This window comes from Halomarina halobia, assembly GCF_029338575.1.
GTDB classification, from domain to species: Archaea; Halobacteriota; Halobacteria; order Halobacteriales; family Haloarculaceae; genus Halomarina; species Halomarina halobia.
The window spans coordinates 2,927,498-2,948,662 of the sequence record NZ_CP119992.1 but is presented as its reverse complement, the minus strand read 5'-3'; the positions used below and the strand labels follow the sequence as shown (position 1 = coordinate 2,948,662).

The 21,165-nt window shown below is 70.8% G+C and carries 21 protein-coding genes and 1 pseudogene; 13 read left to right on the top strand and 9 right to left on the bottom strand.

The window, feature by feature from the left end; translation table 11 throughout:
- Nucleotides 1-16: 16 nt before the first annotated feature.
- The 6 genes and pseudogenes from P1K31_RS21925 to P1K31_RS15545 all read left to right on the top strand — a co-directional run.
- A pseudogene (locus P1K31_RS21925) lies at nt 17-361 on the top strand (GAF domain-containing protein); the annotation flags it as partial.
- The gene (locus tag P1K31_RS21920; RefSeq protein ID WP_368410870.1) at nt 358-1,101 is read left to right on the top strand and encodes a bacterio-opsin activator domain-containing protein; all 744 of its coding nucleotides are present in this window, start codon (nt 358-360) and stop codon (nt 1,099-1,101) included. The pseudogene P1K31_RS21925 and the gene P1K31_RS21920, both read left to right, overlap by 4 nt.
- Nucleotides 1,102-1,167: 66 nt before the next feature.
- Nucleotides 1,168-1,467 carry a HalOD1 output domain-containing protein gene (locus P1K31_RS15560; protein WP_276304241.1) on the top strand — a complete coding sequence of 100 codons (300 nt, stop codon included), beginning with the start codon at nt 1,168-1,170 and terminating at the stop codon, nt 1,465-1,467.
- 75 nt (nt 1,468-1,542) lie between these two features.
- Complete coding sequence (gene secF / locus P1K31_RS15555) at nt 1,543-2,433, top strand: protein translocase subunit SecF (RefSeq protein ID WP_276304240.1); 891 nt, start codon at nt 1,543-1,545, stop codon at nt 2,431-2,433.
- Nucleotides 2,430-4,064 (top strand): preprotein translocase subunit SecD, encoded by a 1,635-nt coding sequence (locus P1K31_RS15550; RefSeq protein WP_276304239.1) that lies wholly within the window; start codon nt 2,430-2,432, stop codon nt 4,062-4,064. The genes secF and P1K31_RS15550 overlap by 4 nt, the downstream gene beginning before the upstream one ends.
- A 212-nt stretch (nt 4,065-4,276) precedes the next feature.
- The gene (locus tag P1K31_RS15545) at nt 4,277-4,690 is read left to right on the top strand and encodes a helix-turn-helix transcriptional regulator (RefSeq protein WP_276304238.1); all 414 of its coding nucleotides are present in this window, start codon (nt 4,277-4,279) and stop codon (nt 4,688-4,690) included.
- Nucleotides 4,691-4,695: 5 nt separating this feature from the next.
- Here P1K31_RS15545 and rnhB read toward each other — a convergent pair whose 3' ends face one another.
- The gene (rnhB, locus tag P1K31_RS15540; RefSeq protein ID WP_276304237.1) at nt 4,696-5,340 is read right to left on the bottom strand and encodes a ribonuclease HII; all 645 of its coding nucleotides are present in this window, start codon (nt 5,338-5,340) and stop codon (nt 4,696-4,698) included.
- Between the two features lie 225 nt (nt 5,341-5,565).
- Between rnhB and P1K31_RS15535 the strand changes: the two genes are divergently transcribed.
- Nucleotides 5,566-6,765 carry a polysaccharide deacetylase family protein gene (locus P1K31_RS15535; protein ID WP_276304236.1) on the top strand — a complete coding sequence of 400 codons (1,200 nt, stop codon included), beginning with the start codon at nt 5,566-5,568 and terminating at the stop codon, nt 6,763-6,765.
- A gap of 170 nt (nt 6,766-6,935) precedes the next feature.
- Here the strand turns inward: P1K31_RS15535 and P1K31_RS15530 are convergent, their stop codons facing one another.
- From P1K31_RS15530 to P1K31_RS15510, 5 genes are all read right to left on the bottom strand, one after another.
- Nucleotides 6,936-7,085, bottom strand: coding sequence for a hypothetical protein (locus P1K31_RS15530; protein WP_276304235.1), 150 nt, complete (start codon nt 7,083-7,085; stop codon nt 6,936-6,938).
- A 181-nt stretch (nt 7,086-7,266) separates the two neighbouring features.
- Entirely contained in the window at nt 7,267-8,562 is a 1,296-nt protein-coding gene (locus P1K31_RS15525) for a tRNA pseudouridine(54/55) synthase Pus10 (protein ID WP_276304234.1), read from the bottom strand.
- A 536-nt stretch (nt 8,563-9,098) separates the two neighbouring features.
- On the bottom strand, nt 9,099-9,305 hold the full coding sequence (locus P1K31_RS15520) for a DUF1328 domain-containing protein (protein ID WP_276305754.1): 207 nt from the start codon (nt 9,303-9,305) through the stop codon (nt 9,099-9,101).
- A 176-nt stretch (nt 9,306-9,481) separates the two neighbouring features.
- Nucleotides 9,482-10,963: a carotenoid oxygenase family protein gene (locus P1K31_RS15515; RefSeq protein WP_276304233.1), complete on the bottom strand. Its 1,482-nt coding sequence runs from the start codon at nt 10,961-10,963 to the stop codon at nt 9,482-9,484.
- A 267-nt stretch (nt 10,964-11,230) separates the two neighbouring features.
- Entirely contained in the window at nt 11,231-11,959 is a 729-nt protein-coding gene (locus tag P1K31_RS15510; RefSeq protein WP_276304232.1) for a hypothetical protein, read from the bottom strand.
- Between the two features lie 217 nt (nt 11,960-12,176).
- Here P1K31_RS15510 and P1K31_RS15505 point away from each other — a divergent pair, with 217 nt between their 5' ends.
- On the top strand, nt 12,177-12,989 hold the full coding sequence (locus P1K31_RS15505) for an undecaprenyl-diphosphate phosphatase (protein WP_276304231.1): 813 nt from the start codon (nt 12,177-12,179) through the stop codon (nt 12,987-12,989).
- A 3-nt stretch (nt 12,990-12,992) separates the two neighbouring features.
- Here P1K31_RS15505 and P1K31_RS15500 read toward each other — a convergent pair whose 3' ends face one another.
- Together P1K31_RS15500 and P1K31_RS15495 are read right to left on the bottom strand one after the other, a co-directional pair.
- A complete protein-coding gene (locus P1K31_RS15500) occupies nt 12,993-13,238 on the bottom strand; it encodes a DUF7521 family protein (protein ID WP_276305753.1) in 246 nt (81 codons plus the stop codon).
- A gap of 64 nt (nt 13,239-13,302) precedes the next feature.
- Nucleotides 13,303-13,653, bottom strand: coding sequence for a winged helix-turn-helix domain-containing protein (locus P1K31_RS15495; protein ID WP_276304230.1), 351 nt, complete (start codon nt 13,651-13,653; stop codon nt 13,303-13,305).
- Between the two features lie 163 nt (nt 13,654-13,816).
- On the opposite strand from P1K31_RS15495, the gene P1K31_RS15490 reads away from it, so the two are divergent.
- The 3 genes from P1K31_RS15490 to glmS all read left to right on the top strand — a co-directional run bounded on the left by P1K31_RS15490 (nt 13,817) and on the right by glmS (nt 17,367).
- Nucleotides 13,817-14,290 carry a helix-turn-helix transcriptional regulator gene (locus P1K31_RS15490; RefSeq protein ID WP_276304229.1) on the top strand — a complete coding sequence of 158 codons (474 nt, stop codon included), beginning with the start codon at nt 13,817-13,819 and terminating at the stop codon, nt 14,288-14,290.
- Between the two features lie 99 nt (nt 14,291-14,389).
- Complete coding sequence (locus tag P1K31_RS15485) at nt 14,390-15,583, top strand: sugar phosphate nucleotidyltransferase (protein WP_276304228.1); 1,194 nt, start codon at nt 14,390-14,392, stop codon at nt 15,581-15,583.
- Nucleotides 15,583-17,367: a glutamine--fructose-6-phosphate transaminase (isomerizing) gene (gene glmS / locus P1K31_RS15480; RefSeq protein ID WP_276304227.1), complete on the top strand. Its 1,785-nt coding sequence runs from the start codon at nt 15,583-15,585 to the stop codon at nt 17,365-17,367. The genes P1K31_RS15485 and glmS overlap by 1 nt, the downstream gene beginning before the upstream one ends.
- A gap of 123 nt (nt 17,368-17,490) precedes the next feature.
- Here the strand turns inward: glmS and P1K31_RS15475 are convergent, their stop codons facing one another.
- Nucleotides 17,491-18,132, bottom strand: a complete 642-nt coding sequence (locus P1K31_RS15475) for a hypothetical protein (RefSeq protein WP_276304226.1) — start codon at nt 18,130-18,132, stop codon at nt 17,491-17,493.
- Here P1K31_RS15475 and P1K31_RS15470 point away from each other — a divergent pair.
- Together P1K31_RS15470 and P1K31_RS15465 are read left to right on the top strand one after the other, a co-directional pair.
- A complete protein-coding gene (locus tag P1K31_RS15470) occupies nt 18,110-20,383 on the top strand; it encodes an ABC transporter permease (RefSeq protein WP_276304225.1) in 2,274 nt (757 codons plus the stop codon). The two genes, P1K31_RS15475 and P1K31_RS15470, sit on opposite strands and share 23 nt — an antisense overlap.
- Before the next feature lie 229 nt (nt 20,384-20,612).
- Nucleotides 20,613-21,161, top strand: coding sequence for a hypothetical protein (locus tag P1K31_RS15465; RefSeq protein ID WP_276304224.1), 549 nt, complete (start codon nt 20,613-20,615; stop codon nt 21,159-21,161).
- Nucleotides 21,162-21,165: the final 4 nt, after the last annotated feature.

The following is a 21,165-nucleotide window of genomic DNA, read 5'->3' as shown; positions in this document are numbered from 1 at the left end:
CGAGCGGGCCGTCTGCGACCGGCTCGCGACCGCGGACAACTTCGCGTTCGCCTGGATCGGTACGCCCGGTGCCGAGGGAACGGCGCTCGAGCCGCGCGTGTGGGCCGGACACGAGCGGGGGTACCTCGACACCGTCTCGCTCTCGCTCGACGAGCCGACGGAGCCCGCCGCGCGGGCGACGGTGACGCGAGAACCGGCCGTCGTCTCCCAGGTGACGAGCGGCTTCCGTGCCGAGCCGTGGCGGCGGGCCGCGCTCACGAACGACTACCTCTCGATGCTCGCGGTGCCGCTCGTCCACGGCGACGTCCTCTACGGGACGCTCGCCGTCTACGCCGACGAACAGGGGCGTTCGACGAGATGACCCGGACGGTGTTGAGCGAGGCGGGCGAGACGATCGCCAACGCCATCAACACCGTCGAGACCCAGCGGACGTTGCTGGCCGATCGCGTCACCGAGCTCGAACTCTCGATCGACGAACCGGACCTCTTCCTGCGGACGCTCGCCACCCATCTCGGGACGCGGCTCGTCGTCGACGACATCGTCAACGAGTCCGGCGGCGCGTCGCTCGTCTTCCTCACGGCCGAGGACGCGGACGCCGAGGCGCTGTCGTCGCTCGCCGACGAGTTCGTCACCGTCGAGCGCGCCGACGTCATCGCCGAGCGCGACGAGGGGATCCGGTGCGAACTGCGTCTCACCGGGACCACCATCGCCTCGACGCTCACCGACTACGGTGCGATCACGCGGGAGCTCGCCGCGGACGCGAACGGGATCCGGGCGGTCATCGAACTGCCGTACGACGCCGACGTGCGTGAGTTCGTGGAGTCCATACAGGCCACGCACCCGAACACCGACCTCGTCGCCCGACGCAACCAGACCTCCTCGGTCCAGTCCGAGCGCGACGTTCGCGCGGGCGTGACCGAGCGCCTCACCGATCGCCAGTACGAGGTGGTCCGGACCGCCTACGCGAGCGGCTTCTTCGAGTGGCCCCGCGACCGGACGGGCCAGGAGGTCGCGGCGTCGCTCGACATCTCACAGCCGACGTTCAACAAGCACCTCCGCTCCGCGGAGCGTAAGCTGTTCTCGATGCTCCTCGACGATTAGCACCGATGACGACGCACCGCTCACGACGATACCGGTCGGACCGCACCTCGACGCCCCCGACGGGCCGTGCCGTCCGCCAGTCGCTCCCGGGAGACGCATGAGCGCGGGAGAGGACGCGGCGGCCGTCGTTCGCCGGCCGCTCGACGAGCGGATCGTGCGGACGGTCGCCGCCGTGCGGGGATCGACGCGACGGCGCTCGAACAGCGCCTCTACGAGGCCGTCGATCCGGACGCGCTGGAGCAACTGTTCGCCAGGCGACCCGACGGCTCACGCCGGGAGTGGGGGCGGACCTCCTTCGACCTCGCCGGCTGTCGCGTCGTCGTGGACACCCGCGAGGGCGTCACGGCCTACCGGCTCGCGGATTGACGGCGGGCCGCCGTCGCGCCCGGTGGCTCGTTGATGAATGAGAACCCTTATTCGAGACCCCCGCAGACCGTCGATATGGTTCGTTTCGAGGTACCGGAGGTCGATTACACCCGGTACACGAACCGCCAGCTCGCGGCCGTCCCCGTGGCCCTGCTGGCGGTCGCGCTTCTGATCATCGCCGGGTGGTACGCGACCACCGGGACACCCGTGGCGCTCGGCGTCGACTTCACCGGCGGCACGGAAGTGCAGATCCAGACGAACGACTCCCCACAGGAGGTCCGCGCGACGTTCGAGGAGCGCGTGCCCTACCCCGTCGAGTCCGTGCAGGCGGTCGGACTCGGCGACAGCGACCAGTACATCGTCACCTTCCAGGCGACCAAGGACAGCCAGGTGCGCGAGATAACGGGCGCGGCGAACGGCGCCGGGTACGACGTGCTCGCCTCGCAGTCGCGCTCGCCGACGTTCGGCGCGGACGCGCAGCGACAGGCGCTGCTCGGCGTCGGCGCGGCGTTCCTCGGGATGAGCGTCCTCGTGTTCGTCCTCTTTCGGACGATCGTCCCCTCCATCGCGGTCGTCGCGAGCGCGTTCTCCGACATCGTCGTCCCCATCGCCCTGATGAACCTCTTCGGCATCGAACTCTCGCTCGGGACGGTCGCCGCCCTCCTCATGCTCATCGGGTACAGCGTCGACTCCGACATCCTGCTGAACAACCACGTCCTCCGGCGCAGCGGCGGCTTCTACGAGTCGACCTACCGCGCCATGCGGACGGGGGTGACGATGACGCTCACCTCGATCGCCGCGATGGTGGTGATGACCGTCGTCGCCTCGCCGCTCGTGCTCGGGATACCGCTCCTGCCGGAGATCGGGCTGATCCTCGTCTTCGGTCTCACCGTCGATCTCGTGAACACCTACCTGCTCAACGTGAGCCTGCTCCGCTACTACAAGTACGAGGGGATCGCCAGATGAGCCGGGTACGGGACAACTGGCGCATCCTCCTGCTGGTCGTCATACTCGTCGCCAGCAGCGTCGCGCTGTTCGTTCCCCAGGGGGACGGCGGGGCCGCGGCCGCGTCGAACGGGACGAACGAGACGGCAGCGACCGGCGGGGGACCGACCAACCTCGACTACGGGCTCGAACTCGCCGGCGGAACGCGCCTGCGCGCGCCGCTGGTGGGACTGACCGCCGAGGGAGTGGACGTCGACCCGCAGGAGCAGCGCGACGCCCAGCGACGGATCGCCGCCGAACTCGACGTCTCGCCGATCGACGTGCAGGTGCGCGCGAACGCGAACGGGACCGACGGCGGCACCGTCGAGGTGTTCACGGAGAACGTCACGAGGGCCGAGTTCGCGCAGGCGCTCCAGCGAGCCGGCTACCAAGTCGAGGAGAGCGACATCCGCCAGGGCGTCACCCGGGAGACGATGCAGACGGCCGCCGAGGTCATCGAGCGGAAGATACAGGGGTCGGCCGGGTTCGCCGGCGGGGGCGCGAGCGTCGTCACCTCCGCCGACGGCGAGTCGTTCGTCCTCGTCGAGGCGCCGGGCGTGAACCGCTCTCAACTCATCGACCTCATCGGCGACCGCGGGCGCGTCGAGATCGTCGCCGTCTTCCCCGCACAGGGTGACGGCGGCGGGAACGCGACGAACGGGACCAACGCCACGAACGGGAGCGCCGGGGGCGACTACCGCCGCGTCTCGCTGCTCACGCAGGACGACCTCGCGGGCGTGCAGCCGGTCACGCGCGACGATCAGGGGCGACCGGTCGTCCCGGTCTCGCTCGAGGAGGACGCCGCCCGGAACTTCGCGGACGCGATGCAGCGGTTCGGGTTCACCGGCCCGGGCGTCGCCCGCTGCAGCTACGATCAGAACCCGAACGATCCGGGGTACTGCCTCCTGACGGTCGTCGACGGCGAGGTCGTCTACTCCGCCTCGATGGGACCGAGCCTCGCCCGGAGCATCGAGGACGGCGACTTCGTGAAGGACCCCGCCTTCCAGACGAGCGCCCGGAACGTCTCGGAGGCCCAGGAACTGCGCCTGAACCTCGAGGCGGGGGCGCTGCCGGCGCGCCTCGACATCGACTCGGGGACGACGTACTTCCTCCAGCCGAGCCTCGCCGAGGAGTTCAAGGCGTTCTCGCTGGTGACCGGCCTCATCGCCTGGGTCACCGTCGCTGGCGTCGTCGCCTACCGCTACCGGAAGCCGAGCGTGGCCGTCCCGCTCATCCTGACGGCCGCGGCCGAGGTGTACATCCTCCTCGGGTTCGCCGCGGCGGTCGGCCTGGCGCTCGACCTCTCGCACATCGCCGGGTTCATCGCCGTGATCGGGACCGGCGTGGACGACCTGGTCATCATCGCCGACGAGATCCTCCAGCGGGGCGACGTCCGGACGACCAAGGTGTTCCGCTCGCGGTTCCGCCGGGCCTTCTGGGTCATCGGCGCGGCCGCGGCGACCACCATCGTCGCCATGTCGCCGCTCGCGGTGCTCTCGCTCGGCGACCTGCAGGGGTTCGCCGTCATCACCATCGTCGGCGTCCTCATCGGCGTGCTGATCACCCGCCCGGCGTACGGCGACGTGCTCCGGAACCTGGTGCTGGGGGAGTGATACGAGGTCGTCTCTGGCTGTGCTCACCTGAGCTCCCTCTCATCCGTCACCGTATCGAGGAGGTACCGAGCAGTGCCCAGATACAGCGTTACGGCAGGTTCTCCACGGCGTCAACGAGGTCCTCATCGGTTACCGATTCAGGAACCTTCTGTTTACCCCAGGGTGAATTACCTCAGGGTGAGTTACTTGTCGCGGCACCTCGCACAGGCGGTATGGGTGTCGACGGAGGAACGCCCGAAGGCACGGACGCCCGCGAACTCGTTCACTTCGTGACCCAGCGGACGCGGTTCGCGCTGGTCAACGACATCCTCCAGCACCCCGAACAGCTCCCGTCGATGTACGAACTCGAGCAGCTGAATCCGAGCGTGAGCGACGCGACGGTCTACAAGCACATTCAGAGGCTGATCGACGCCGGTATCGTCAGGGAGGTCGCCCTCCCGGACGACGAGCGCCGTCAGGGGTATCCGTGGAAGTTCTACGGGTTAACCGACGAGGGTCGGACGTTCCTCGAGGATCACAACCTCCTGGGGGCCGAGGAGACGCTCCAGCGCATCTACGAGACGATCGCCGACAAGCCCGAGAAGATGATCAAGTACGAGAACGCTCCCCGACCTGCTGTCGAATAGTCGGGTCAAAACGCGTCGAGCGACGACTGCTCGGCCGCCGCCAGCACGTCGTCGCAGGTCTTCCACGACGAGCGGGCGCACGCCGGGAGCGCCCCGTGCTCGCGGACGTACTCGCGCAGAAACGCCCGCGTCGTCGGGTCGCTCGGGTAGCCGCTGCCCACCTCGCCGTACTCCTCGGCGATCCGGGCGACGCGGGCGTCCCGCTCGACCTTGGCGACGACGCTCGCCGCCGCGACGTGGGGGTAGGTCTCGTCGGCGCGGTGTTCGGGGCGGACCTCGACCGGCGCGTCGAGGGCCGCGGCGACACGGCGGCCGAACCGCGCGGCGTCGACGTCGCCCGCGTCGACGAACCCCGAGAGCCCCCGCCCCGGGACGCCCGCGTCGGCGATGGCCTCGGCGTGGGCGGCGACCGTGAGCGAGTTCATGTCCGTCCCGGGGGCGTCGATGCGCGCGACCGGGATCCGTGCGACGCCGAGTGTCACGTCGGGGTGGGCGCGGAGGGAGGCGGCGAGCGCCTCCCGGCGGACGGGCGCGAGGCGCTTCGAGTCGTCGATCCCGTCCGGGAGCGCCGCCTCGGGGGCGACGACGCAGGCGGCCACCATGGGACCGAGCACCGGCCCCTTGCCCGCCTCGTCCGCGCCGAAGTACATATCCGCCCGAGCGTCACCCAGCCACAAAGGCGTGTCGCCCCGGCGATCCCCCGCTCCGGGGCGTTATCCTCGACTTACCGGCGAACGGACGGGTTCACAAAGCCGTCGGTTCGCCTCACGGAGACGGGTTAATGACCGTCACGCCGACCGGAACTCGCGATACTCCTGAGCTAACTTTTTGATAGACACTCGATTACGATTATATATCGCGTTCTCGTATAATACATGACCTCGGAGAGACGGTTTACGACTCGGCGGGCGTTCCTCGCGACGGGGGCGCTCGCGCTGGGAGCCGGCTGCACCAGCCCGTTCGATCCCGGATCGAACCGATCCGGACCCGCGAACGCGCCGAACGGGACGGCCACCGAATCGGAAGCGAACGGTACGAAGGAGACGGAGACGCCGACGCCCGAGCCGGGAACGGTCACCCCGGAGTACCAGGGCCGGTACTTCCCCGGCGGCCGCCTCGTCGACGACATGGGCGACCTGTCGCGCTGGTCCGGGGCGGGGACGGTCACCGGCGACGGGGACGTCTACTTCGAGGACCCGCAGTCGCTCCGCTACGAGGGGCGTCACCAGGTGACGCTCGCGGGGGACTTCAGCGACGACCCGATCGACCTCTCCGACGCGGCCCTCTCGTTTGCGGCCTACTTCGATACGCCGCAGACCCAGCCGACGTTCGCGCTCGCCGCGCACGCGCCTGACGCCGACAACCGGGTCGAGTTCACGCACCCGTACGCCGCGAACTACGACCTCCGGTGGCAGCGCTACGACGTCGCGCCGACGCGGACGAAGGGCTCGCCGGACCTCTCTGCCGTCACGAAACTGACGGTCAATATGTACGCGGGCGACGACCGGCCGATCCGCTTCTGGCTCGACGACATCCGGGCGCACCCCAAACCCGACCGTGGGAAGGTGATCTTCCGGTTCGACGACTGCCACCGCCACCACTACACGGACTACTTCAAAGCCCTCGACGAGTACGGCTATCCGGGCATCGAGGCCGTGGTCAAGCGGGAGATCGGCCGTCCGGGGCGGCTCACCGTCCCGCACCTCCACAGGATGCAGGACGCGGGGTGGGACCTGTGCAACCACACGACCGCCCACCAGAACCTCGCGGAGCTCTCGAACGGGGACATACGGGCCAACGTCGAGGAGATGACCGCGTTCTTCGACGAGATCGACATCACCAAGGGGACGAACTTCCTCGTCACCCCGTTCGGCGCGCACGACGGTCGGACGCTCGACGTCACCGCCGAACACTTCGACCTCGCGTGCGGCGGTAGTTCGCCGCTCAACTACACGCTGACCAACCCGATGCGCGTCGGCGGGAGCGACGTGGACGGCGACCTCGAGGGGCGAAGGAACTGGTCGACCTGGCGGCCGAGCACCGCTCGCTGTCGATCCCCATCTTTCACCACTTAGACGCCGGGAAGTTCCAGCGGCTGGTGGAGTACGTCCACCGGAAGGAGCAGGCCGGCGAGATCGACGTCGTCACGCTCTCCGACCTCTGGGACCACCTCCGGACGGTCGATCGGTGGTGAGCCCGTCGGCGCGGCTGATCGGACGGCTGCGCGGCCGGCGAAAAATCGCGCTCAGTCGTCCGCTTCGACCGGAACCCGCTCGACCTCGGGGTCCGCCTCGTCGATCTCCCGGGTTCGGTCCAGCTCGCGCCGCGCCTCGCGTTCGTAGTGGTACGCGAACTCCTCGGTGAAGTGGTGACACATGATGCTACACCCTACCACGGTATTGTCACTCGATGTCTATAATGATTGTGGCCGGGGGTGTCGGTAGCACTGTCGAAACGAGCGTGACCCGGTCGAGTGACCCGATGAGACCGTCTCGAAGGCGTCCGGCCCCCTTCACCCCCTCGACGGCCGATCCGCCGGCAACCGTTCGTCCGAACGCCACTGGGCGGGGCGGGGATCACTCGGCGGGCGGGTCGCGGAAGAATTCGGGGCGTTCGAACGGTTCGTCCTCGCCCTCGACGCGGAGCACGTCGAGGGCGGTCACCGCCACCTCGACGCCGAGGAGCCCGGCGAGGCTCGGCTCCGTGCGGCCATCGTCGCCGGAGACGAGTTCCTTCACGTAGAGCCCCCCCTCGCCGCGGATGTCGACGGTCGCGCGGCGCTCGTCCGTCAGTTCGCCGTCGATCTCGTAGACCGTCCGGGTACGCACGACGTCGGCGCGACGGTGGCTCACCCGGTGGGGCGTGCGCTGGTCGACCGTGGTCCCCTCGAGTTCGTCGAACGCCGCGCGCAGGTCCGCCGCGGTCACGGGTTCGGAGAACTCGACGGTCGCGCGGTAGGTCTTCGCCGCGTCGAGGCCCTTCACGCGCTCTACCATGTCGTGGGTCGCGAGGCGGAGTCCCTCGACCTCGGCGCGGCCGTCGGCGAACTCGTTGATCTCGCGCTCGAGGCACTCGACGTCGACGGCGCGCCGCCGCGGCTCCTTCACCTCGATAACGAACGGGCGGCCCCCGCCCAGCATGAGCGCGTCCACGTCCTCGCGGCCCGCGCCGTGGAAGACCGCCTCGCTCCCGTCCATCGCCTCGAGGACGACCGGCGCGGTGAGCTGCTCGACGCTCGTCCCGTAGCGGTAGCCCGTCCCGTCGCACGTCTCGCAGGGTGCCCCGCGGCGCAGCCCCGACGCCCCGCAGTCGGAACACGGCCAGCGCGTCTGGGGGATGTCGCGTTCGAGCTTCCGGTAGCGGCCGTAGACGAACGCGGAGTTTACCTGCACCTCGATCTCGTCGGTGGCGAGGTCGATCAGCACGAGCACGTCCGGCCGTCCGAGGTCGACCTCGGCGCCGGTGGCCGCGCCGACGCGCTTTCCCACCTCGCGGTTGAACTCGCCGTTCATCCCCTCGCCCGCGTTCTCGGGGAGCCCCGCGTCCTCCCGGAGGAAGCGATCGTTCTCCTCTAACAGGGGTGGGACGCGCGTTCCCACCTGATAGGTGCGGAAGTCCCAGCCGTCGAGCGCGGCCGCCGCGCGCTCCGCGTACTCGTCGTACCGGGAGCACTCGCCCTCGCACACCCAGCAGTCCTCGGCGTCCGGGGGATCGTAGGGTTCGTCCGCGGCGAGTGCGCGGGCGACGCGCAGGGCGTCGCCCCGCTCCTCGTTGGTCAGTCCGAAGCTCCGGTCGGCGACGAGTCGACCGAGACAGGGATCGCAGACGGTACCGGTCGCGAGCGCCCCCTCGGCGACCTCGATGACGTTCATTGCACGGACGAACGCCGCCCCCGACCTTTGGGCCTTCGGATCCGTCGCGGAGCGGCGACGACGGTTTTCACGGTCCGTCGAGAGCTGGTGACGAATGCGACGGCTGGAGGTGCTGGTGCCGGCTGACCGGCGAGCTCGACCTCGACCTCCGCAGCGCGGCGTACGTCGTCGCCGTGGTGTCGTTCGTCGTCGGGGCCGTCACCGCCGGGATGACCTCCCAGCCCATCGCGTACGAGTACGCCGTGGCGAGCGAGGTCGCTGGCACCGTCGACGGCCAGCGGTACGCCGAGCTTCAACCCCTCGGCGTCAGCACCCAGTACAACGACGTCGGCCTGTTCAGCCGTCCGGAGACGGTGGCGGTCACCCTCGGACGGACGGGCGAGCGCGAGTATCGGGACCTCGCCCCGACGCTCGCCGAGCGGACCGGACAACCGATCGAGGTTCGCGTACGGTTCCTCGACTACGAGGTCGTCCCGCCCGTCAAGCCGGCCGAGGCGGGGCGGGGCGGAGCGTCCGTTTCCCGGCCGCGCCGTCGGTCACAGTATCAGCGCGATGATCGCCAGCACGAGGAACACCAGCACGAGGATGCGGGCGATCTCCATCGAGAGCCCCGCGACCCCCCTGAACCCCGCCAACCCGGCGACGATGGCCAGTACGAAGAAGACGAGCGCCCAGTACAGGAACTCACCGCTGAACTGAAGCGGCAGGACGGTCGCCGACGCGACCGCGGGGAGTGCGCCGATCACGCCGACCACCCCGCACGCGGCCGCCGCGGCCGTCGACCGAACGCCGGATTACTACGACATTTCATTGCACGCAACAATACCACGCGGGTGGGATATAACAGTTGTTGCCGATACGGCGGGATCTGGGGGCGAAATCCTTCCCCCTGCGTGGTGAGGCGCGGTTTCGCGCCCCGTCAGCGCCCCGATCCGAGTTCGGGAAAGAACTGTCCGTGGAAGTCGAACGGCACGGCGTGCGGGAGCGCCGCCCGCGCCCGCTCCTCGAACGCCTCGCCGTCGAGGACGACCAGCCACGAGTGGCCCGCGTCGACGTCGAGCGCGACGGTGAGCGCGACGCCCTCGTCCTCCGCCGCCGGGCGGGGGGCCGGCACGAACACGGGTTCGCCGAAGTACCAGCCGTCGCGGGAGAAGCGGCGCGTCTCGCCCGTCGTCGCGTCCACCTTCACCACCTCGTGGGCGAAGTCCGTCACGCGTTCGTGGGTCCCCTGTCCGTAGACGTAGCGGTGTTCGCGCCCGCGGACGCGGGGGGAGAGCCGCGGCAGGGTGATCCCGCCGTCGTAGCGCGTCTCCATGGAGATCGGCGGCGTCCCCCGGGCGCGGAGTTCGATCCGCAGGCGCGTCAGCGCGCCGCCGGGGGCCTCGTACGCCTCGCCGCGGAGGACGTCGAGGTACATCCCCTCGACGGGCGAGGGGTCGGGGAACGTGACGAGGTCGCAGACGAGTTCGTCGCCGCGCTCGAACGCGTTGACGTGGTGGAACCCGAACAGGGGGTCGGCGACGGGGCGAGCGACGACCCCGCCCGTGCGCCGGTCGAGGACGGTGACGCGGGTCCCGCGCTCCGGTTCCCACCGGTAGGCGTCGATGAACGCGTCCCGTCGGTCGGGGCGGAGGAGGTCGAGCGGGTCGACGACGAGCGGGAACTCGGTCAGGACGACGTAGTTCGGCGTGAGCGCGAAGCTGTGCATGTACGACGGGTCGCGCACGGCGAGGGAGGCGAGGAGCCTGCGCTCCCCGCTCGCGGCCGTCGCGTGGACGAGGTACCTGGAGGGGTGACCGAAGCGGGTATCGTACCCGACGACCTCGCCCGTCTCGCGGTCGTGGTGGAGGTGGGCGCAGGTGAGGTGCCCCCGCGGGAGGTTCGGCCGGACCGTGCCGAGCGTCGCGAGCGTCTCCGGGTCGACCGCCACGCGGTAAGGGGCCTCGGTTAGCGCGACGTACTCGCCGCCGATCCGCTCGACGATGACGTTCGCGTTGTCGGCGGGACGCCGCGCGGGGCACCGCGAGACCCGCGGGAGCGGGACGTCCACGCTGTCGGTCACGGCGGTGACGAGCAGCGTAGCGAAGCGGGCGAGCGCCGAGTCCCCGGAGCCGACGTCGGCGAACCCGGGCACGAGGTGCCCGTCGCGGGCGGTACGGTACGCTCCGGAGCGGAGGAAGCGGTTTCGATAGTCGACGCGGCCGCCGTCGAAGGCGAAGCGGCGGAGCATCGCGAGGCCGTCGAACCAGTGGGCGACCGGACGGCCGCCCACCTCGAACAGCGCCGGACCGTTCCGGACGAGGCTCCCGGAGAGCCACGCCGGGAGGGATCCCTCGACCGGCAGGGACGTCTCCACCTCCGCGTCGAGCGATCGGAAGCCGAGTCCGTAGCCGGGCGTCATAGGACCCTCAGGGGCGAACGAGGCTTACCCTTGTTGGAGAAGGAAGTTTCCGAAACCGTCAGACGACGGCGCCGTGTTCCTTACGAGCGTGTTCTCTGAGCTCCTCTGCGGTGTCGAACGTAGCCCCACAGCTACACTTGTGAACGGGTTCAACCTCGTCGAACGACATACCCCCCGGTTCGGGTGACGCGACGTTATATGTTGTGTGTCATCAGTACGCAGACAGTGCGGGTCGCGGGAGAGTCGCGGGGGCGGTCGATCCCCCGGTCACCCCATGGCCCGCGAGAGGGGGTCGCGCCATGCGCGGTGCTGATCGTACGTGGCGAGCGTCTCGCGGACCCGCTCGCCGAGGAGCAGTTCCGCGAACTCGTCGCGGTCGGCCGACTCGTCGAGCCGACCGAGCGCCTCGGTGAGCGCCCGCCCGTCGTCGATGGCGTCGCGCGCCCCCCGCACGGTCGGCGCTGGGACGTAGGGGACCGACGCGGCGAGGGTGACGGCGTCGTCGCCGACGTACCGCTCTGCGATGACGTCGAAGACGGAGTCGTCCGTCGCGGCGACCGAGGTAGAGACGAACCACTCGACGGCCGAGTCGGGATAGCCGAGCGCCTCGCCGTACTCGCGCTCGGTTCGGTCGCTCGGCTGCACGCCCGCATCGTCGAGAAAGCGCGACAGCGTCCGGCGGTCGCCGCTCACCAGCAGTTCGTACCAGGTGACCTCCCCGTCCCTGGGGAGGCGCTCGATCGGCGTGAGGTGCCAGTCGAGGCCCACGGCGTCCAGTCGGTCGCCCAGCGCGCCGTACGTGAGCCGGGCGTCCGGGGCGACGTCGTCCCACGCGGGCGTCCCGGCGGCCGTGAAACAGGTCGCGACGCCCGCCATCGGCTTCGCGCCGACGCCGACGGTGAGCACGTCGACGATGTCGCTCACGGGTGCGGCCGGTCCGAGGTCCCGTCCCAGGTCGAGGAGTTCCCGAGCGCGTCGTGCGTCGACCCGGGTCATCTGGGGGGGCCGTCCGTCGGGTCGGATACGGGACGAGGACGTGTGGAGGCAGTGAGGGCGGGTTCGGTACTCGCGACTCGCGTATCCATGGGGGCACGGAGGACTCTCCACGCATGTACCTATCGCCTGCTCACACAGGGAACAACACTCACGGGGACGAGAACAGTCGGAACGCGGACATCGAATCTGTTTTGTCCGTCACCGCACCCGGGAGGGTATGGACGACTCGCTGGCGCTCGCGCTGATCGTCGGCCTCCTGCAGGGGATCTTCGAGTGGCTCCCGATCTCCAGCGAGGGACAGATAACGCTCTACCTGACCGTCGTCGAGGGACTTCCTGTCGGAGCCGCCACCCGGTTCTCCCTCTTTCTCCACGCCGGGACGGCGCTGTCCGCGACGGCGTACTACCGCCGCGAGGTGGCCGAAGTCGTCCGGTCGCTCCCGGCGTGGCGGCCGGCGAACGCCTTCGAACGCACGCCCGAGGTGACCTTCCTGGCGGTGGCGACGCTCGCCTCCGGCGCGGTCGGCGTCGCCGTCTACGCGACCGTCGGGGAGGCCGTCTCGGCGCTGACCGGCGGCGCGTTCGTCGCGCTCGTCGGCGTCCTCCTCGTCGCGACCGGACTCCTCCAGCGCGCTGCGGCGGGCGCGTTCGGGACGCGGGAGACGCTCACGCTCGCCGACGCGCTCCTCGTCGGCGCGATGCAGGGACTCGCGATCCTCCCCGGCGTCTCCCGATCGGGGGGCACGACGGGGGCGCTCCTGCTGCGCGGTCACGACGGCCCCGCGTCGTTTCGCCTCTCGTTTCTGCTGTCGATCCCGGCGGCGCTCGGCGCGGGCGCGCTCGTCGTCCTCGACGAGGGCGTCCCCGCGCTCGATCCGGCGACGGCGCTGATCGCGCTGTCGGCGAGCGCCGTCGTCGGCTACCTCACCATCGACGCGCTGATGCGGATCGTCGAACGCGTAGCGTTCTGGGGCGTCTGCGTCGGCCTCGGAACGCTCGCGGTGATCGGCGGGGCGGTGATGCTCGTCTAGTCCTCACCGGTAGAGCGAGACGTAGAGCATGCTGAAACCGACGATGAAGGGGATCGTCTCGACGATCCCGAAGGCGCGCTCCCACGAGCCGACCTGCGAACCCAGGCTCGTGAGCGCCGCGCCCATGCTGATGAACGCGAACCCGATGAACGCGTACTGGAGGGCGGTGCTCTTGCGCTGGGAGTAGGCCTGAAAACTGATGAGCGTGAGCCCGAGCGAGAGGGCGAACAGGACCAGCCGCATCCCCATCAGGGCGAGCGTGAGCAGCGAGTCGATCACGGGGCCCCTCCGGGTCGGCGTCTCGGTCGCATCGTCACGCTCGCTGGAGGTCGTCCCACAGCTCGGAGAACCGATCCGGCAGGTTCTCCTCGCGGTAGATCTTGACGTCGTACTCGCTGTCCTCGAGCGAGATGAGCGTGCTGTTGAAGTTACACTGGTAGCGCTCGTAGTGGTTGCCGCCCTCGACGATCGTGGTTAACCCGACGATCAGGTCGTGTTCCTTCAACATGTCGAGGCGTCGGTAGATCGTCGGCAGCGAGAGGCCGCAGAGTTCACTCAGCTCCTTGGCCGAGCGCGGCTGCCGACTGATCTCCGCGAGCACGAGTCGCGCCTTGCGATCGCCGATCGTATCCAGGATCTCTTCGACAGGCTGTTCGTCCGTCACCGTACCAACCACTTACTCCCACATCATCTTATACGTTTTTATCATCAATAAATAAAGTACTATCAATAATCTATGAATCTACCGATAATTTATAATTGATGGCCCGTGACGTACGAGCGGTTGCATGCAGGGAGGCGGTAACGAGAGAGACCGGTCACGTTCCGTGACTATCGACGAACTGTACGACGAACTCCTGACCCAGGCGGCCGACGACCGGACGGTCACGGTCGCGGCCGAGGCGTCGACGCGCGGTCCCGAGGCGCGCACTCGGCGGTTGATCCGGAGCGTCCTCGACGACCTGTTCCAGGACGCCTCGTTCGCCTTCGACGAGACGCTCGTGAAGGACAACCTCGACGAGTTACTCCTGGTACTCATCGGCGTCAGGGGATCGAAGACCCACGGAAAGGCGCTGATGGGCGATCTCGCCCACCTGTTCGACACGCAGTTGAGCCCAGGGACCGTCTACCCCCGGCTCCACGAACTCGCCGAGTCGGGCGTGCTCGCCCCGCGGGAGATGGTCCGCACGAAGGAGTATCGAGTGAGCGAGCGCGCCGACGCCGTCCGTCGGCTCGAGCGTTCGATGCGCCAGCACCTCGCGCTCGCGGCGGTGTTCTACGCCGCCCTGGAGGAACTCTAGGCGCGTCTCGCGTCCCGCGGCGTCGAGCAGCGGGTGACGAGTGGCGTCGCGGGGGGCAGAGAACAGAACTTTGACGGCGGCGTAGGACGCTGGTTGACCATGGACATCGACACCGGCGTCGTACTGGCGGCTGGTGAGGGGAGTCGGCTCCACCCGCTCACCCACAACCGCCCCAAACCGATGCTCCCCGCTGCGAACCGTCCCATCCTCGAATACGTACTCGACGCGCTCATCGACGCGGGTATCGAGCGGATCGTCCTCGTCGTCGGTTTCAAGCGCGACCGCGTCCAGGATCACTTCGGGCCGAGCTACCGCGACGTCCCCATCGAGTACGTCATTCAGTCGAAGCAGCTCGGAAGCGGCCACGCCCTCCAGCAGACCGCGCGCGTCGTCGAGGGGTCGTTCCTCGTCGTCAACGGCGACCGGGTTATCGACGCCGGGCTGGCCCGGTCTGTCGTCGAGGCGGCCGATCCCGAGGACGCGGCGACGCTCGGCGTGCTCGAACACCCCCACGCCCGACGGTACGGTGCGGTCACGCTGGACTCGGAGACGGACCGCATCACGGCGCTCGTCGAAAAGCCGAGCGACGACGACTACCGCCTCATCAACGCCGGGGTGTACGTCTTCGACCGCTCGGTGTTCGACGCGCTCGCCGACGCCGAGTACGAGAACGGCGCGCTCCCCCTCACTAACGGCGTCGAGCGGCTCATCGAGGAGGCGGACGTGCGCGCCGTCCGCACCGACGGCCTGTGGGTCGACGCGACCTACCCGTGGGACCTGCTCACCGTCGCGAGCGAGGTGCTGCGCCACGGCATCGTCGACGGCCACCAGCACACCCCCGAGGTCTGGGTGGCCGACACCGCCCGCGTCAACGAGGACGCCAACCTCCAGCCGCCGGTCGTCGTCGGCCCCGACTGCGAGGTGGCCGCCGGCGCGGTCATCGGCCCGAACGTCGCGCTCGGGCGCAACACCACCGTCGGCGCGAACGCGACGCTCGCGCGCTCGGTCCTCGACACGGACACGCGCGTCGGTCCCGGAACGACGCTGCTCGACTGCGTGACGGGACAGGACGTCCACCTGGGGGCGGGGACGACCGTCCCCGGCGGCCCGGCAGACGTGCACGTCGGCGACTCGGTGTTCCACGAGCGCCTCGGGGCGGTCTTCGCCGACCGCGTCCGCGCCGGCGGCGGCGTCACGTGCGTCCCCGGCGCGCTGGTCGGGCCGCACGCTCGGCTCGGCACCGGCGTCGTCGCTGAGGGCCGGATCGAGGCGAACGCGCGGGTGATCCGATAATGTGTGGCATCATCGGGTGCGCCGGGCGCGGCGGCGCGACGCTCGACACGCTCGTCCACGGCCTCTCGAAGCTGGAGTACCGCGGGTACGACTCCGCGGGCGTCGCCCTCTCCGGAAGCGAGGTGCGGGTGGAGAAGCGCGCGGGCGAACTCGACGCGCTGCGCGCCGCCCTCGACGACGCGGACGAGGACCTCACCGGGAGCGTCGGCGTCGGACACACGCGCTGGTCGACCCACGGCCCGCCGACCGACGAGAACGCCCACCCCCACCGCGACTGCACGGGCGAGGTGGCCGTCGTCCACAACGGCATCATCGAGAACTACCAGGAACTGCGCGACCGTCTGACGGACGCGGGCCACGAGTTCGAGAGCGACACCGACACCGAGGTCGTCCCCCACCTCATCGAGGAGCGCCTCATGGCGGGCGACGACCCCGAGACGGCGATCCGGGCGGCCGTCGATCAGCTCGACGGGAGCTACGCCATCGCCGTCGTCGTCGCGGGCGTCGACCGCGTGTTCGCCGCGCGCAACGACTCGCCGCTCGTCCTCGGCATCGCCGACGACGCGCACTTCCTCGCGAGCGACGTCCCCGCCTTCCGTGAGTTCACCGACCGCGTCGTCTACCTCGAGGACGGCGAGTTCGCCGTCATCGACGCCGACGGGTGGCGCGTCACCGACGGCGCGGGCGCGCTCGTGGACAAGCGGGTCCACGCCGTCGACTGGGACCCCGAGGAGACGGGCAAGAGCGGCTACGAGCACTACATGCTGAAAGAGATCCACGAGCAGCCCCGCGCGCTCAGGCAGTGCCTCCGCGGGCGGGTCAACGAGATGGAGGGACGCGTCTCCCTGGACGTCGACTTCGACCCCGAGCGCGTCCAGTTCGTCGCCTGTGGCACCTCCTACCACGCCGCGCTGTGCGGCGCGCACCTCCTCCAGCGCTCGGGCATCCCCGCGCAGGCGTTCCTCGCGAGCGAGTACGCCACCTCGCCGCCGCCCATCGGCGAGGACCTCGTCGTCGGCGTCACCCAGAGCGGCGAGACGGCCGACACCCTGAGCGCGCTCCGGGAGGCCCGCCGCCGCGGCGCGCGGACGCTCGCGGTCACGAACGTCGTCGGCTCGACCGTCTCCCGGGAGTGCGACCAGACGCTCTACGTCCGCGCCGGTCCCGAGATCGGCGTCGCCGCCACCAAGACGTTCGCCGCGCAGGTCGTCGCGCTCACCATGCTCGCGCTGACGACCGACGGCGAGCAGCGCGACGCCATCGCCGCGCTGCGCGACCTCCCCGGGAACGTCCAGGCCGTCCTCGACAGCTCGACGGCCAGGGAGGTCGCCGAGGAGTACGTCGATTCGGAGGCGTTCTTCTTCATCGGCCGGGGGCTGTGCTACCCGGTCGCGCTGGAGGGGGCGCTCAAGTTCAAGGAGATCACCTACGAGCACGCCGAGGGCTTCGCCGCGGGCGAACTAAAGCACGGCCCGCTCGCGCTCGTCACCGAGGACACGCCCGTCTTCGCGGTCGTCACCGGCGACGGCGAACTCGCGCGCAAGACCATCGGGAACGTAAAGGAGGTCGAGGCGCGGGACGCGCCGGTCATCGCCGTCACCGACGGCCAGTCCGACGTCGAGCGCTACGCCGACCACGTCCTCCGGATCCCCACCAGCGAACCCCGGACGGCCGCCGTGCTGGCGAACGTCCAGCTCCAGCTCGTCGCCTACCACACTGCCGCGATGCTCGGCCGATCCATCGACAAACCCCGCAACCTGGCGAAGAGCGTCACCGTGGAGTAGCCCCCACAGCGTCGATCGCGGGCTTTCCCCGGAGTTTTGGACGCGCGTCGTCCGTTCGCGCCCGTACGTCCCACCTTTTTCTCCCTACCTCCACAGTTTATGTTTCACCGTTTCGTATCGCATTCAAATGCGAGGAAGAGGCACGTGAGCTACCGCCGGGAACTCCTCGTCCGATGGTCGCGGCGGGATCGGCTCGCCGTCGTCGTCATCGCCGTGACGGTGGCGTTCCTCGTGGCGACGGTGGTAGTGTTGACGGGCGTGAGTTCCCAGACCGTCGCGCTCGCCGACCAGCACGAGTCGAGCCTCGTCGCCGAGTTCGACGGTTCGCCCGGGGACGGGACGGCCCTCCCGCTCGCGGCGGCGCGGCTCGACTCGGGCGAGCGGGTGACGGTCGTCGGCGTCCCCGCGAACGCGAGCGTCGAGGGGCTGCCCGACCCGCCCGCGGACGGCGCGCTCGGCCCGACCGAGAACCTGACCCGGCAGCGCCTGGTCGGCGAGCGCGGGGCGGCGACGCTGACCGTTCGCCCGCGCGCCGGGCGGTCGATCGTCTCCCCGCAGTGGTACGTGACCGACGTCGAGACCGTCGAGCGACTGGGGGTGACCCGGACCGTCGCGCTGCGCACCGCCGACGGGGGCGTTCCGACCTCGGGCGTCCCGCTCCGGGGGGCGCTCGCGTTCTTCGTCGTCGGGGCCCGACAGCTCCTCGTCCCGCTCTCCGTCGCCGCCGCGGGGGACGGTCGTCGTGGGCATCCTGATCAGCAGCATCACGCGGATGTCGGTCCGGGACCGCCGCGACGACCTCCGCGCGCTCTACGCGACCGGCGCGTCGCCCGGTCGCCTCGCCCGCCTGTTCGCCGCGCGCGCCGGCCTGCTCGCGGCCGTCGGGGGGACGATCGGGTACGCGCTCGGCGTCGTCGTGCCCAACGCGCTCGTCAACCTCACGCTCACCCTCGGCTACCCGGTCGCGCTCGACCTCGCGCTCGGGCCGACGGCCGGCCTGCTCGTCGCCGGACTGGTCGTCGGCGTCGCGGTCGTCGGGGCGGTCGCCGGCTACCTGGCGGCGCGGTCCACCCTGCGCGGCTCCGTGCTCCCGGACGGCGCGTCGGGAGGGGCGGCGCGCTCTGGCGGCGCGCTCTCGCTCCGGCTCCTCTCCCCGCGGGCGTTCCTCCCGACCGCGGGCTCGCTCGCCGTCTTCGTCGCGTTCGTCGTCCTCGTCGGGACGGTCGGCGCGACGTTCACCGCGATCGGCGCGACGGGCGGGACGATCACCGAGCCGGACGCGATCCACCCGGTCGCGAGCCACGTCGACCAGCGCCACGCGACGGTGCTCCGATCCGAGGGCGTCGAGGCGAGCCCCGAGATCCTCCTGTTCACGATGGTGGACGGGGAGCCGGTGTTCGGCAGGGGGGTGAACTACACCGCGTACGCCGCGGTGTCGGACGGACGGCTAGTCGAGGGGCGGCCGCCGAACGGACCGGGGGAGGCGATCGTCGGCGAGTCGCTGGCCGACCGGCTCGACGTGCGCGTCGGCGAGTCGATCCTCCTCGGCGGCAGCACGGCGACCGGCCTGACGACCGTCACGGTGACCGGCGTCTACTCCGGCGAGGGGCTGGGAGACGACCAGTTGCTCGTCCCGCTCGACACCGCGCGATACCTGCGCGACCTCCCGAGCGGGACGGTCAACCTGATCCGCGTGGGTTCCGACCCGTCGGCCGCGTTCGCGAACGCGAGCGGGATCGTCGCGCTCGACGTGACGGCCCCCGACCGGGTCCGGGCGGGCGAGCCCGTCCCGGTCAACGTCTCGCTGCAGAACGTCGGCGACGACACGGCGACCCGGACCGTCGAGGTCGCCGCCGGATCGGCCGAGCGATCGAGGACCGTGACGCTCGACCCTGGCGAGCGGACGACCGTGACCGTCGCGCTCCCCTCGCCGCCGCCGGGGACGTGGAACCTCACCGCCGCCGACCGGCGGACCCGACTCGCCGTCGTCGACGAGGAGTCGCCGCGCATCGAAGGGGTCCCCGAGCGGCTTCCTCCCGGCGCGACGTTCACCGTCGGCGTCCGGACGGCGGCGGGAGAGCCGGCCTCGAACGCCACCGTCGCCCTCGACGGCGACCGAGCGCCGACCGACGGAAACGGGAGCGCGACCCTCGCGGCCCCCGACGCGCCGGGGACGTACCGCCTCGCCGCCGACGTGGACGGGGCGACCGCCAGCCGCCGCGTCACCGTCTCCGAGAACGCGACGCGGGAGCCGGTCGCGACGCTGCGGGTCTCCCCATCGACCGAGGCGTTCGGGTCGGCGACGGCACGGGTCCGACTCGTCAACCCGTGGGACCGGCCGGTGACCCGGAGCGTCCGGGTGGAGGGTCCGGAGCGGACGCGGGCGCGCGAGGTCCGACTCGCGCCGGGCGAGCGAACGACGTTCGAGGCTCCGCTGTCGCGTCAGCCGCCGGGGACCTACGCGGTGTCGCTGCGGGTCGGCGACGCCGTCGTCGCCGAGCAGCGGTACGAGGTGACCGGCGACCGGCGGCTCGCGGGAGCCCTGGCGAGTAGCGGGTACAGCGCCGGGAGCGACGCCGGGAGCATCGTCGAGCGGAGCTTCGGCAACCTCTGGGTCGTCCTCGGGACGATCGTCGCGCAGGGCGCGTTCATGTCCATCGGGAGCACGACCGCGGCGTTCGCCGGGGCGGTCCACGCCAGACGGCGGTCGGTCGGCGTCCGGCGGGCGACCGGCATGTCCCCGCGTCGCCTCCTCCGGCTGGTGCTTCGCGACGCGCTCGTGCTCGCGATCCCGGCGAGCCTGTTCGCGGTCGCCGCGGGCGTGTCGCTGGTGGCGCTGGTGGGCGCGCTCGGCGCGCTCACCGTCTTCGGCGTCGGGTTCACGGTCGTCACCGACCCGGTCGTCCTCGGCGGGACGGCGCTGGTCGCGCTCGCGCTGGCCGTCGCGAGCGCCGCCGTCGTCGCCCGCCGGTTCGCGCGCGCGACGCCCGCCGAACTGCTCGGGGGGGACGGATGAACCGCGAGGACGGGCTGCTGCTGGTCGCGGTGTGTTGCCTCGCCGTCGGGGTCCGACTCGTGCCGCTCGCGTTCAGCCCGCTGCCGTTCAACCCCGACGGGTTCGTGTTCGCGGGGAAGGCCCGCGCCGCGCTCGCGGCCGGCCACCTGCCGCGACCGGCGACTTCGTCCCCGCGCCGGACGAGTACGTCTTCACGTCGCTGCTTGCGGCGCTCTCGGCGGTCACCGGCGTGCCGCCCCGTTACGTCGTCCAGGTCCAGGTCGCGGTCCTCGGCGCGGTACCGCCGCTGGTCGCCGCCGCGCTCGCGCGCGACCTCGCCCGATCGGTCGGGGTGCCCCGCCCGCACCGGCGCGTCGCGGCGGCCGCCGCCGGCTGCGGGCTCGCCGTCGAGGGGCTCTACCTCTGGCGGACCACGACCGTGAACGCCGAGGTGCAGGGGCTGGCCTTCGTCGCCCTGCTGGCGCTCGCGCTCGCTCGCGCCCTCTCGACGGGTCGTCGCGCGTGGTGGGGCGTCGCGCTCGCGCTCGCGGCGCTCCTCCCGTTCACCCACAACCTGAGCGCGGTGATCGGCGGGCTGGTGCTCGCGACGTTCCTCGCGCTCGCGGTGCTGCGAACGCCGCGGCTCTCGGGGCCGCCGCCGCCCTCCTCGTCGGGTTCTGGGCCTACGCGATCGGCTACTACGAGGTCGCGGGGCTCGCCGAGATCGGCCGGTTCACGGACTCCCCGGGACTCTCGCTCGCCTGGGGGATCCTCGTCGTCGCGCTCGCCCTCTGGCTGACGAC

Excerpts from the sequence above, each read along its gene's own strand:
- P1K31_RS21920 (WP_368410870.1), top strand. The coding sequence starts at position 358 with ATGACCCGGACGGTGTTGAGCGAGGCGGGCGAGACGATCGCCAACGCC.
- secF (WP_276304240.1), top strand. The coding sequence starts at position 1,543 with ATGGTTCGTTTCGAGGTACCGGAGGTCGATTACACCCGGTACACGAAC.
- P1K31_RS15550 (WP_276304239.1), top strand. The coding sequence starts at position 2,430 with ATGAGCCGGGTACGGGACAACTGGCGCATCCTCCTGCTGGTCGTCATA.
- P1K31_RS15545 (WP_276304238.1), top strand. The coding sequence starts at position 4,277 with ATGGGTGTCGACGGAGGAACGCCCGAAGGCACGGACGCCCGCGAACTC.
- rnhB (WP_276304237.1), bottom strand. The coding sequence starts at position 5,340 with ATGTACTTCGGCGCGGACGAGGCGGGCAAGGGGCCGGTGCTCGGTCCC.
- P1K31_RS15535 (WP_276304236.1), top strand. The coding sequence starts at position 5,566 with ATGACCTCGGAGAGACGGTTTACGACTCGGCGGGCGTTCCTCGCGACG.
- P1K31_RS15525 (WP_276304234.1), bottom strand. The coding sequence starts at position 8,562 with ATGAACGTCATCGAGGTCGCCGAGGGGGCGCTCGCGACCGGTACCGTC.
- P1K31_RS15515 (WP_276304233.1), bottom strand. The coding sequence starts at position 10,963 with ATGACGCCCGGCTACGGACTCGGCTTCCGATCGCTCGACGCGGAGGTG.
- P1K31_RS15510 (WP_276304232.1), bottom strand. The coding sequence starts at position 11,959 with ATGACCCGGGTCGACGCACGACGCGCTCGGGAACTCCTCGACCTGGGA.
- P1K31_RS15505 (WP_276304231.1), top strand. The coding sequence starts at position 12,177 with ATGGACGACTCGCTGGCGCTCGCGCTGATCGTCGGCCTCCTGCAGGGG.
- P1K31_RS15500 (WP_276305753.1), bottom strand. The coding sequence starts at position 13,238 with ATGGGGATGCGGCTGGTCCTGTTCGCCCTCTCGCTCGGGCTCACGCTC.
- P1K31_RS15485 (WP_276304228.1), top strand. The coding sequence starts at position 14,390 with ATGGACATCGACACCGGCGTCGTACTGGCGGCTGGTGAGGGGAGTCGG.
- glmS (WP_276304227.1), top strand. The coding sequence starts at position 15,583 with ATGTGTGGCATCATCGGGTGCGCCGGGCGCGGCGGCGCGACGCTCGAC.
- P1K31_RS15475 (WP_276304226.1), bottom strand. The coding sequence starts at position 18,132 with ATGCTGCTGATCAGGATGCCCACGACGACCGTCCCCCGCGGCGGCGAC.